General features: G+C 48.6%; 9 protein-coding genes and 1 pseudogene. 2 read left to right on the top strand and 8 right to left on the bottom strand.

Annotated elements, in window-relative coordinates; all coding sequences use genetic code 11:
* Window positions 1-69: 69 nt before the first annotated feature.
* Genes NF543_RS23080 through NF543_RS23060 form a run of 5 tightly spaced genes read right to left on the bottom strand, consistent with a single transcriptional unit; the run spans window position 70 to window position 9,088 of the window.
* On the bottom strand, window positions 70-1,212 hold the full coding sequence (locus NF543_RS23080; RefSeq protein ID WP_257670571.1) for a SusE domain-containing protein: 1,143 nt from the start codon (window positions 1,210-1,212) through the stop codon (window positions 70-72).
* Window positions 1,213-1,229: 17 nt separating this feature from the next.
* Complete coding sequence (locus tag NF543_RS23075) at window positions 1,230-2,834, bottom strand: RagB/SusD family nutrient uptake outer membrane protein (protein ID WP_257670570.1); 1,605 nt, start codon at window positions 2,832-2,834, stop codon at window positions 1,230-1,232.
* Window positions 2,835-2,845: 11 nt separating this feature from the next.
* Window positions 2,846-5,848, bottom strand: a complete 3,003-nt coding sequence (locus NF543_RS23070; protein ID WP_257670569.1) for a SusC/RagA family TonB-linked outer membrane protein — start codon at window positions 5,846-5,848, stop codon at window positions 2,846-2,848.
* 32 nt (window positions 5,849-5,880) lie between these two features.
* The gene (locus NF543_RS23065) at window positions 5,881-7,272 is read right to left on the bottom strand and encodes a sugar porter family MFS transporter (protein ID WP_257670568.1); all 1,392 of its coding nucleotides are present in this window, start codon (window positions 7,270-7,272) and stop codon (window positions 5,881-5,883) included.
* The gene (locus NF543_RS23060) at window positions 7,256-9,088 is read right to left on the bottom strand and encodes a class I mannose-6-phosphate isomerase (RefSeq protein ID WP_257670567.1); all 1,833 of its coding nucleotides are present in this window, start codon (window positions 9,086-9,088) and stop codon (window positions 7,256-7,258) included. Before NF543_RS23060 ends, NF543_RS23065 begins: the two co-directional genes overlap by 17 nt.
* Window positions 9,089-9,592: 504 nt before the next feature.
* Between NF543_RS23060 and NF543_RS23055 the strand changes: the two genes are divergently transcribed.
* Together NF543_RS23055 and NF543_RS23050 are read left to right on the top strand one after the other, a co-directional pair.
* The gene (locus NF543_RS23055) at window positions 9,593-10,342 is read left to right on the top strand and encodes a GntR family transcriptional regulator (RefSeq protein ID WP_257670566.1); all 750 of its coding nucleotides are present in this window, start codon (window positions 9,593-9,595) and stop codon (window positions 10,340-10,342) included.
* A gap of 107 nt (window positions 10,343-10,449) precedes the next feature.
* Window positions 10,450-10,830: a hypothetical protein gene (locus NF543_RS23050; RefSeq protein ID WP_257670565.1), complete on the top strand. Its 381-nt coding sequence runs from the start codon at window positions 10,450-10,452 to the stop codon at window positions 10,828-10,830.
* 132 nt (window positions 10,831-10,962) lie between these two features.
* On the opposite strand, the gene NF543_RS23045 is transcribed toward NF543_RS23050, so the two are convergent.
* The 3 genes and pseudogenes from NF543_RS23045 to NF543_RS23035 all read right to left on the bottom strand — a co-directional run.
* The gene (locus tag NF543_RS23045; RefSeq protein ID WP_257670564.1) at window positions 10,963-11,445 is read right to left on the bottom strand and encodes a hypothetical protein; all 483 of its coding nucleotides are present in this window, start codon (window positions 11,443-11,445) and stop codon (window positions 10,963-10,965) included.
* Between the two features lie 72 nt (window positions 11,446-11,517).
* The gene (locus NF543_RS23040; protein ID WP_257670563.1) at window positions 11,518-12,159 is read right to left on the bottom strand and encodes a hypothetical protein; all 642 of its coding nucleotides are present in this window, start codon (window positions 12,157-12,159) and stop codon (window positions 11,518-11,520) included.
* A 171-nt stretch (window positions 12,160-12,330) separates the two neighbouring features.
* Window positions 12,331-12,626, bottom strand: a pseudogene (locus NF543_RS23035) (hypothetical protein); the annotation flags it as partial.

Here is a 12,626-nt window from a genome sequence, read left to right as displayed (position 1 = left end):
GCCTTATTTTATTGTGACTAAGCCCTGTACATATCCACCACAGTGTAAAGGATATGTACAGGAACCAGTTTAAAGATTAGTTATAGCTGAAAATTCATGTACCTTCAGATTTTCTTTGTTGGTATCTATGGTTATCGTGGCGCTTTTATTATCGAGATCTCCTTTCATTTTCCAAAGGTGCTCCCATTGCTCCCACGAAAATTCACCGAGTTCATAGAAAGATAAGGATTCTCCTCCGGTAGGCCTTTCTGGGCTTACACCGTCCATTCTACCCCAGCACCTATCTGCGCCGTCTACTGCAGCGATAAAATAGTACCGTTCCTCTATCCAGCCTAACCAGCTCGGAGGGTTCGTTTCGGGTTTGCTCGGATCGAGAAATCTGATGGCACAATCAGTTGCCGAAAACCTGCCATTACCAACATAGGATAAATTGCCGATTACATCGAACGATGCTCCCCAAATACATCGAACATTCGATATTGTTTCCGCTTTGACGGATAGCGTATTGAAGTCGACGGTTATTCTATATGGATTTGTATTCGGCGCTAAATGGATTGTTCCGGCACCATCTTTTAGCGTCGTGCCATCCAAATGGTATCCAAACTCTTCTTCTTCAATTTTTCCTTTCAGTTCGAGGTCTCCACTACCTGATACTTGGGAATAGATGATGTAAATTCCATCCGAAGCTTTACGGAACAACGAACCATCCGCTCCACTGCTTTCATTCCCTGGGCCATGTAAGTACAACTGATCAGCCATGTTGTCTATTCCTTCACCACGTGTCACCTCGATATCGTTCCTGAGATCGACGGTTTTGACATCTCCCGCTTTCGAGGCGAGGACTGTCCATGAAACCTCACCTGTCTCGCCCGGGCTTATTCCTGCTTTACGGGCAATACCATTTAATGTGGCATGTGTTAACGTTAACTGAGGCCTTGCACCTAAATCGCTTTGTATTTTCTCCACAGGTTCGGAGAAGCTGTCGCCTTTTTTTGCAAAGAGGACTTCGTATATCACATACGAACCATCACTTGCCCCCCCTCCGTTCCATGACAGCACGATATTGTTTGACGACGTCACGTCTATTTCTACTTTTTCCGGCGACGACAATTCAGTCGGAACTGTAAAGTCCGTGGAAAGCTGATAGTCGTCCGAACAGCTGCTGCAAAAAAGCAGGGCTGTTGCTACGATTAATAATGATAGGTATTTCATAATGTTCAGTTTAAATGTTACCATTGCGGATTTTGGGTGAGGTTGTTGTTCAAATCTCTTTCATTTTGGGGGATAGGCCACAGGTAGTGTTTTGCCGCATCGAAATTTCTGTTTTCGACACGTACATAACCGTTATCTGTACCCACTGCATCTCCGGTGTAAAGACCGTGACACCATCCATCAAGCACCTGTTCTGCCGTTTCCCAACGTATAATATCTTTATGTCTCAATCCTTCGAGCGCCAATTCGCTTCGACGTTCGCGACGAACGATATCGATAAGGTTGCCCGTCGCTGGAAAATCCAAAGCCCCTGGATCGGTAAATCCTGCCCGACTACGGATCAACCGTATGGTGCGGTTCCATTCTGCTGCATCCAGTTGACCTTGCTCCGCCAATGCTTCGGCATGCATCAATAAAATATCGGCGTAGCGCATCAGTATGATATTGAGACCTGACATGAGATTAGCCCTATAGGTATTGTCCCAGTATTTCTTGATATAGTACCCTGTGGCTGAAGCATCAGATGAGAAATCAAAACCATCAGGCGCTGCATCTTTGCGGCTATCCACTACATGTGTTGACCCGTTGGCCAGCGTGTACGAATTTCCCGTGTAAATAATGGTTGCCGCCAAACGTGGATCCCGATTTGCAAAAGGGTCGTTCGGATCGTAGCTGGTCGCAGGGGCATCTTGTATGGTGTACCCATCGAGCGTTATATAATCGTCGACCAACGCTTGAAGTGGTGAAAGTTGTGAATACCCTCCTAATGATGGTGGCAGGAAATGGTACTGCACCGAATGCTCCCGATCTACGGCCTTGTATTGCACATCCAGCATCACTTCTGAATTATTTTCATGTTGAATCGTGAACAGATCGCCATAGTCACCAAACAACGAAAAACCGCCCTCTGTGATAATCCTGTTGGTAATAGGGATAACCTCACTATACCTTGATCCGCCTTCGAACATCAGGATACGAGCTTTAAGTCCCATAGCAGCCCAACGGTTTATTCGTCCTACATTTTGCCCGTCGTATGAAGCAGGCAGGTAATTATTGTCTATAACAACCGATAAATCGTTCAGTAAATTGTTGATCACTTCCGATTTAGGAGTACGCCCTATTATTCTCGATTCGCCAATAGGAATGACTTCCGTGAAATAAGGAATATCACCGAATTTGGAATACAGCTCAAAATAATGATATGCTCTGATAAATGTGGCTTCTCCAATATAACGATTGCGCAATTCATCGGTCAGGTCCGGAACCGACTGTATATTGTTTAACAATAAATTACAGTCGCGTATCCCGGAATAACGGTAATCCCATACCGAACGAACATAATTGTCAGCGGTAGAAAATGATCCGTTGCCTATAGCCTGATTGTGCGAATTCGATACTTTGGTATAAGCGTTATCCGTCATCGCATCGGAATACAGAACCTCGTCTGCATTATTCATCCCTTGATAGCATTTGTTGATCATATAAATCGCTGATTCCGGCTTGTTCCAGTAATCTATATCCGTTTCTCTATCATGCGGGGAAAGGTCAAGATCGTGGCAGGATACTAAAAATATACATGCTATGGCGGTTGCTATGGTGTAGCGTAATATGTGCTTTTTCATGTGATTACTTTTTAAAAGTTAACATTCAATCCTATCGAATACGTTCTGTTTACCGGATAGATACGACCTGATCCATCAGCTGTTTCGGGATCCCAACCTACCCTCATATCCGAGATTGTCAATGCATTATGGACACTTGCGTAGATACGGAATCGATCTATTGATAATTTTTCGGTCAATCGTGCCGGTAGGGTATAGCCAAGCTGTACATTTTTGAGGCGTAGATAAGCGGCATCTTCAATCCAGAAATTTGATTTAGCCGCGTTGTTTGCTGATTCGGCCCCTAAGGTCAAACGAGGATAAGTCGCGTTCGGATTGTTCGGCGTCCAACGGTTGATGTGGAAATCAAATACGGGCCCCTCATTATTGTTGTGAAAGGCTTCCACAGACTCTCCCCTAAGCCATACCATACGTTGGCCAACCCCTTGCCAAAACATCGAGAAGTCAAGACCTTTCCACTGTGCGGCATAATTGAAACCATATAAGAAGCGAGGAAACCTATTGCCCAATACGAAACGATCGTCATCTTCCCTGACAAGCCCATCTCCATTCTTATCCAGGTAGCGCAGATCACCCGGCTTGGGTATAATACCATCCAAACGAGGCCCTTGATCTACTTCCTCTTGTGTATGAAAAAATCCGTCCCACCGGAAAGCGTAATATGAATCTATCGGATAACCTTCTTGTACAATCGTGTTTACATCAAAACCATTAATCCAATATGTTCCTTTCAGATCGGTAACCTTGTTTTTACTGTCCGAAAAATTGGCAGCGATGGTGTGATCAACATTTCCTGTTCTTAACTGATAACGTGCCGATAATTCCCACCCCTTGTTCTGTACGCTTCCGGCATTCTGGATAGGGGCGCCACCCCCAAATACTCCCGGAACAGGGATAGCAATAAGGATGTCGTAGGTATCATTCACATAATATTCTCCCGAAAAGGATAACGCATTGTTCAGGAAGCCCAAGTCGGCACCAATATTGAACATGCGTGTAGTCTCCCATTTCAAATCCGGATTTATGGCATCGAACGATGCCACGGGATACATGGTCTCCCCGAAATTATATCCCTGCGAGACGTTGACAGTAGCTTGGTATTGATAGTCCGCGATACGGTTGTTACCAACGAGCCCCCAGGATGTCCTGATCTTGGCAGACGGTAGAATATCTTTTAAACTTTCGGAGTAGAAGCTTTCTTCAGACACTCTCCATCCCGCAGATAGGGAAGGAAACCATGCTGACCGGTTACCTTTTCGGAACTTGGATGAAATATCGTTACGAAGATTAAACTCAAACAGGTATTTGTCGGCAAAATCATAATTCGCACGGAAAAATGCTGAATAAATGGACCATTCTGTTTGCCACTCCTGGTTACCGGTATTGGAAGTCTGCTCACCTCCCATGATATCATAATTTGATTCGTCCAAGAGCCTGAAGGTTTCGAAGCGATTATCCGTTCCTCCTTCATATGAATACCCACCCATTGAGCTTAATGTATGCTTGCCCCATGTTCTATCATAAGATAAAATCAGGTTGGAGGTGATATTTTGGATACGTTGGGAGCTATTTGTCATCCGGTTCTCTTGATCCCCCGAACCTGGTATAGCCTTACGGTTTTCTTTCAGGCGGTTATAATATAGTTGAGCCCCCATCATTCCCCGCAACTTCAATCCATCCACAATTTTCAATTCAGCATTTAAAATACCGGATAAATCGTCATTCCAACTGGTACGTCTTCCTCCCTGTTCCAATCGGGCCAAGGAATTGGAATTACTGCCACTGGGGTACGTATAATTGCCCTCTGCATCTATTATGGGATATATAGATGGCATACGTGTTGCTTGTTCGATAATCCATTCTGTCCAATAAGCATGATCACTTAGGGTATTGCGAGCATAGGCTGCTAACACGTTGAATTTGAAGCGTTCGGATACTTGAGTTTCTATATTTGTACGGAAATTAACACGCTCAAGCCCATAATCGGGTCCCTGGAGCATACTTTCCTGATCAGTATAGGCACCCGAAACTAAATAAGTCGTCTTGTCGTTACCCCCCGACAGGGAAAGATTATGTGTCTGTTGCGGTGAGCTTGGGCGGTATATTTCTTTCATCCAATTAGCGTTGGGCCCGCTTAATCTGAAGTCTCTTATTTGTTCGGATGTGAATTGAAGGGGCCGGTCCGAATTGAATAATGCTTCGTTTCTCAATTCGGCGTACACCCAGGAATCCACGATCTGTGGCATAAAGGTCGGTGTTTGGACTCCATATAGGTAATCATATCCTACACGTGCAGCTCCTTTGCTTCCCTTTTTAGTGGTGATGAGAATAACGCCATTGGATGCCCTCGATCCATAGATAGCCGCTGAAGCGGCATCTTTCAGAACAGATATACTTTCAATATCATTGATATTTACATTTTGAATATCACCTATTATACCGTCGATGATTACCATCGGATCATTGTTGTTCAACGTGTTCACCCCCCGTATATTAATAGCGGGCCGACTTCCCGGCTGCGAATTACTTTGTTGGATAGTTAGTCCTGGTGTCGTTCCCTGCAATGCTTCTACGACATTTATAACCGGTCTGCTCTCCAATTCTTTCATATCGACGGAAGAAACGGCTCCGGTAAGATTCACTTTTTTTTGTATGCCGTATCCTACGACCACCACCTCATCGAGGGCCGAGACAGTCGGTTGCAATTGTACGGTTACGGATGTTTGGCTGGCACCCACCTCGATTTCCTGTGTTTCAAACCCCACGCTGTAGATCACCAGGAGTTGTGTGCCTTGCGGTACGCTGAGGGAGAATCGTCCATCGTCACCAGTGGATGCACCTCTTGTACCATCACCTTTTACGGTTACCGATGCCCCTGGCACCGGCTGCCGCCCTTCGTCGAGGACCGTCCCTTGCACTTGCCTTCCTTGTTGCTGGGCGTAAGCCACAACCACATGTAAGGAAATCGCCATGAACAGCAACCCGATCCTGCAAAAATTAATGTTTACTATCATAATTGGTTTTAAATTTGGTTATATTCAACTTCTTATTTCTGGCTCTGCCATTGGCTTTCGATGGCCTCCAGGGACTTGCCTTTGGTCTCCGGCAACAACCGGTATACGGTCACAAAGGCGAGGACACACCACAATGCGAAGAACCAGAATGTAAACGCGACCCCTATGCCCTCCAACAGGATGGGCGTCAGCTGCCCGATGACCGTGTCGGCCACCCACATCACCATGATACTGAGCGCCATCGCCCTTCCCCGGATGTGCGCGGGAAAAATCTCAGCAGCCACGACAAACTTCAGTGGCCCGATCGAAAACGCGAAGCTCGCCAGAAAAACGATGACCGCCGCAAGCAGCAGCACCCCTTGTGTATTTTCTGCATACAGGCTGCCACCCACGACCACCAGGCTCAATGCTGCTGCCGATGTCCCGATCAGGTACAGCGGTCTCCTACCTAGTTTATCCACTTTCCATACCGCGATCAGCGTAAACACAAAATTGGCGACACCAAAGATGACCTGGCTTTGCAGCGAGCTTGACAAGCTCACGCCGGTGGCGCTCAATATACTTGGTCCGTAATAAATGATTGCATTGATCCCGCAGAACTGCGAAAAAAGCGGCAAAAGCAAACCCAGCAGGAGCGGTTTGCGCAAATGCGGCGAAAACAACTCGCGGTAAGACGAACGGTGCGCACCCCCATACTGTCGCCTGCTTTCCGAGTCCACCGTTGCTTCCACTTCGCCCACAAACCGGTTGAGCAGGGCCATCCCGGCAGCTGTTTGTCCTTTTTGCAGCATCCATCGTGGACTTTCGGGGATACCCAATAATCCCAGCAAAAACACCAGTGCAGGCAGTGCTTCGACGATAAACATCCCCCGCCATACTTCGTCATGGAACCATACACCAAGCCATCCGGACGTGTTTGCTATGGCACCGGATACCGTTTGTACCAAGAATGCATTGCTGAGGTATGCCACGAGGATGCCCAGCGTCACGGCGAGCTGGTAATACGTGACCAACCGGCCCCTGATCCTGGCAGGAGCGATTTCGGAAATATACAGCGGCACCATGCTCGACGCGATGCCCACACCCACACCGCCCAAAATACGGGACGCGATAATGGACGAAAAGGTAGGCAATAACCCGCATCCCAGGGCAGACACCAGAAATAAGATGGCGGACAACACCAACACCCGGCGGCGACCGTACCGGTCGCCGAGCTCACCAGAAACGGCCACCCCTACAATGCATCCCACCAGCGCCGAGGAGACAAACCAGCCCTGCTGAACCGCAGAAAGCGCGAACTGCTTCGTCACCAGTGGTAGTATCCCAGACACCACCGCCATGTCAAACCCAAACAAGAAGCCCCCCAGGGCCGCCACGGCACAGGCCACCCATAGGATTTTTGGCAGTTTACGATGCGTATCCATAATTGTCTTTAACAAAAGCTTTCATCACCTTGGCGGTCCCTCCACCGATATTGACCAACGTATACGCTGATACGGCTGCCGGGATCACGAAGGTTTCCGCATACCGGAACACCGTTTTTCGGTCGCCTATCTGTACCCTGATTTCCGCGCCCTCCACCAGCATCAGCACGTGGCAGACCTGCTGGGTGTGGATGGTCACTTCGTTTTCAAATTCGATCCGGTGCACGTCATAAAAATGCGCCTCATGTGTGGGCAGGTGGATGGTTTTCCAGCCATCACCTTGTTCCAAGGCATACGGCTTGGCGATATGTTCCTCAGCCACCCGTTGCCCTTTCCGGTCAAACCGCAGGTTATTGAAGGCATGTTCGATATTGATTGGGCGGGGGTCACCGTTGAGGTCCTTGCCCAGCCAGTCATACATCTTGAACGTGAAAATATAGGGTGTTGCACTAATCTCAAGCACCAGGTTGTTTTTGCCGGAGCTATGCACCGTACCGTTCGGAATCAAAAATAAGTCATGCTTTGCCGCCGGGAAGGTCTGCACATAGTTGGCAATGGCCACCTCCGTATTGTTTTCCAAGCTGTTCTCAAGCTCCTGCCTGAACGCAACAGGATCGATATCATCCTGAAAGCCCAGGTACACTTTCGCATCCGGTGCGCAGTCCAGGATATAGTAGGTCTCATCCTGGGTGATTTCCTCGCCGAAGTTTTCCCTGATGTAAGGCAATGACGGGTGGCATTGGATGGACAAATTGCCACCCTCAAACGTGTCGAGGAAATCAAACCGTATCGGAAATTCACTACCGAAACGCCCATGGTGTTTACCTAGAACCTCCACCCCGGCGACTGCCATCAGGCAATCGAATGAGATCTCCAGCAAGGTGCCGCTACTTTCGAAAACCAGGCCGTTTTCAGGTGCGATCAATTCGAACGACCAGGCGTAGTTGGGTTCTTCCTGATTAATCTGGGGGATGTGCTCCTTGATCCATTGTCCGCCCCAAGAACCCGGCGTAAACCAAGGACGCGGCCTGAACACCGATTGGGAAAGCGTTTTTAAGCCGTTCAATATAGCTGGCGCATACGCCCACGTGATCCAGTCAATCCCTTGGCCATCCGCCCATACATCCACACGGTGCAACACCGATTCCTTATGCTTATTGCAGACCACCCAATCGACGAAGTAAAATCGTTTGTACATCGCTGCCGGTTTTTCGGAAGACGATTTGCCCAGGTTGGTGATTGCGCTGGCATTCATGCGATGCTGCAACTCGTTCTTGGGCAGGTCGATATAAATCACCGATGCATCCCATCCGCTCAGGGCGGCACCCGTGCCGATCAGGATGTTGACCGCGTAATCCGGATCAGGTTCAAGCGCGGCCAGGGAATTCCGTCGATAAAAATCGGTGAGCTCGAGTGTGGTTTTCGTACCCCATACCGAATCTTCGTTTCCCAAAAAGGGTTTCACCAGTTGTTCGATCTCTGATTCAGGTTTTAGGAAATCGTCCATGACGTACCAATTCGTTTTGGCTCCCAACTTTTCCAACTCGGCGTTAAGGTCGGCGGCTATACGATCCCAGAAATTTCCTACGTAACCATCAATGACCACCGTTTTTTGTTCGACCACCCATTGCGCCAGCGTGTTGTAGCCATCGTGGATCTTCCCCTCACCCAGTGGGTGAACGGGGTAGATATCATACCCACCATGGTTCGTAGCCCGCATCTTGGCCGGCATGATTTCTTGCTTGGTTTTACGCAACGTTGAAGTCTGCTCCGATGTCATTGTCTCCGGCACCTCACCGATTCCCTTTAATTCCATTCACTAAAAAATTTAACTTGTTTAACATGATTATATACCACATACCCAGGGCAACCGCATTTAAAACTTTTTCGTCATTGGTAAACTGTGTTGGGTTGAGCGAGTTGACCGCGAAGACGCTGGGTAGTTTTTAAAAGCGAAATCCCTTGGCATACCATGTGGTTAGTATGGACGATGTCTCAATGATTTGTAGCTGCAAATTCTTCCAACAAAACGATGGCATCATAAAGTACGCCCGCGCTCCCCCAGAAGGTTCCCGAACCTTTGGGCTCGTTGTCAACGGTATACCATTCATAATCATAGCGATTGATAATTGGTAATCAGATAGTATATATGTATACACATACAATTGTATTTTATGACTTTCGATTCTATAATATTGTTAGTGGCACAGTATATTAGTTTATTATGTTAGTATGTATGTACATATGCAAATATAAACCTTTTTTTATTAATCCAAATTTTTTTCTAAATTAGCACTCACATTTTTCTTATATTATTATATTGCATTTCAAGATAAATCATAAAAGCCCGATACCGCTGCATGTGCAGGCAGAAAAGCTATTGCGTCAGTTGATTGCGGATCCGCAATACCAAGCAGGCAAGTTTTTGCCTAACGAGATTGATTTGGCGAAGCGCTTGGCCATATCCAGGGCCACGTTAAGGCAAGCGATAAATAAACTGGTATATGAGGAATTATTGGTCCGGAAAAAAGGGGTCGGCACCAAGGTAGTCACCAAGAAGTTCAGTTCAAAATCCAATAATTGGCTGAGTTTCTCCCAGGAAATGGCGGCTAGGGGAATCCCCGTCAGGAATTTTGAACTCCATGTTTCGTGGGTCGTTCCAAACGATGGGTTGGCCGATTTTTTTGGGATAGACCCCAACCAGAAAATCCTGAAGCTGGAGCGGGTACGTGGGCAAGCAGAAGGACCATTCGTTTATTTCATATCCTATTTCCATCCACGTATCGGGTTGACGGGAGACGAAGATTTCAAACGCCCACTTTATGATATCCTGGAATCCGATTTCAACACGGTGGCCGATTTGTCGAAAGAAGAAATTAGCGCGATTTTGGCCGATAAATCCCTCGCCGAAAAGCTCGAAACCGACGTGGGTGCAGCCCTGCTTTTCCGCAAGCGTTACGTATTTGACCAAGCAGACCGTCCACTGGAGTATAACCTCGGTTATTACAAGGCAGATAGTTTTGTGTATACCGTTGAAAGCCGACGGCAGCACAGCAGCGCAACGGGATAAGCCATACGTTGTCTCTAAATACCCTAGCCACCACACCGTCGCTCACGAACACGATACAGGGGCCGTTGGACACCTTTTAGGGTCTAATAGAAACCATACCGGATGTAATGAACCCCATACCGGGTCTATTCAACACGTGGTCGGGACTGATGGAAACCATATGGTTTGCAATGAACCCAATAGCAAGGTCCATTGGATACCGTTTAGGGCCCAATAGCCACCATATTGGATGCAATAAACCCGATACCGGGGGTATCAGACACCGTTTAGGGTCCAATGGAGGCCCTATGATTTGTAATGAACCCAGTGCCGGGTCTATGCATCATCGTTTAGGATTCAATGGTGTCCGTACGGTTTTAAGTGAAAACCATACGGGGTCGGTTGGCCACCGTTCAGGGGCCAATGGCCACTATATGGTTAGCGGCGAACCCGATAGCGGGGCTATTGGCCATCGCTTAGGACTTAATGGCCACCGTTTAGGGGGTTAATGGTTACTATACGGTTTGCGGTGAATCCCATACCGGGACTATTTGTCACCGGTTGGGGGCTAATAGCCACCATACGGTGTGCAATGGATCCGATACGGTGGCCGTGGAAACCGGTATGGGGATTGGGGGGTTTTACCGGTGACGGATAAACCAGTAGAGTAGGGACAAGCCGAGGAGCAGTGCGGCGATCGCTAGCCAACCGGGGAAGCGCGATATGTATTGCGAAGTGCTGGCTTCACTGCTGCTTCCTGTTTCTTCAGCACTTGTAACCACCGTTTGGCCGTCGGTATACTGGGAATCATGCCCCTGTGTGCGGTGCAGGCTATCGGTCTCCCGTGCTTCATCGCGGTAAACCACGACTTGTGAAGCCGTTCCGGAGAAACCGGAATCGGGGTGGTAGGAGAAATTCCCCACTGGAGAAATGGCCACCAACTCACGGCTGTGGTGGAGTTTCTTGGTAGTGACCTCGTTCAGTCTATCACGGTGGCTGGCAACCAAGTGCCGCTCATGCGAAAGCGCTGCTGATGTGGTACGGTTGCTCGTGGTGTGTTGCTGACGCTTCACCCCGCACGCCGTGGCCAGGGATACGGCAGTAATCAGGTATATCGTTTTCATGGGTTGTGGGATAAAACATGGTAAAAAAATGCCGGGGAACTTACTGTCCCCCGGCGTAGGCAATGCAATTGTTTATGCATTGACACGGGCGCGGAGCGAAGCCACCGGGCTCCAGGCACTCACGCCACGCTTGTTGCGCGAGCGCACACGGAAGTAGTAGGTCACGCCGTCCTGCACGGGCGAATAGAAATTGCCCAATGCGCGGGAAACCGGCTCCAGTTCCTGCCACACCGGCTGCCCCGATCCATCCAGTCCGGAAGCGAAGGCCAGCTCGTACTGGTAAGCTTCCCTGATCGCTTCGAACTGTAGTAAAATTTCACCCGGGCGGGTGGAATCGAGCAGGCGGGCCCATGTGGAGCTCCTCGGCGCCTGCAAGCCTTTCGGATCAGCCACGGGTTCGAAACCCGAACCCAATTGGATGGAGCTTATGCTCGTGAAATTGTTGATGTAGGAGGTTACCCGCCGCATCATCACAATCAATTCTTCGCGGGCTTCATCCTTTTCCCTAGCCTGCTGGGTACTGCTGCGGCCTGTGGCCGTGATACCCTGTTTGGCGATGTAATCCATTGCCACCGGTTCGTACTCGGCAAAAGTAGGATCCATATCCGGGAAATTCGTGTTCGTGCGCAATGCGTCGGTGCTGCGTGTGGCCAAAGAAGCGAGCTCAGTGTCGCTAAGGTGTTTATAGTTCGTTACTAATTTTGGTGTTCTCATTTTCTTTTTTATTTATTTGTTTATTCGTTTATTATTGATTCCCTGTTTGTTTTTAAAGGTATCAATGAACCCTCCTGTGTCGGGTTTTGTTTATTCGCTGATTTGCTTATTCGTTTATTCGCTTTTTGCATATTGGCGCATTTGCGAATCGGCGAATCTGCGGATGTGTGGCTATTGCCACCGTGCCACGGCATGGATCGTCCTGACCGGCCGTCGCTTCCTGTATACACCTTCCGTGGAAGGGCCTGCACGGATGGGATTGGATGGGTCGCCATTTTCATCCACGGCGCCGTCCGGCCCGGTGTTGCCTTCTACGGTGATGCACCAGGTGCTGTCCCATGCATCCACGAAACCCACATGGCCAATGCGCCGGAGGTTGCTGTAGTAGATGCCGAAGATGTCGCCCACCTGAACGTCATTGTGAGGCAGGCGATGGGCAGTGCGAGCTGACCGCGAAGCAGCTCCGA

Origin of the sequence: Parapedobacter tibetensis, assembly GCF_024704835.1 — a bacterium.
Classification (GTDB): domain Bacteria; phylum Bacteroidota; class Bacteroidia; order Sphingobacteriales; family Sphingobacteriaceae; genus Parapedobacter; species Parapedobacter tibetensis.
The sequence above is the reverse complement of the archived record's forward strand: the minus strand, read 5'-3'. Positions and strand labels throughout refer to the sequence as shown.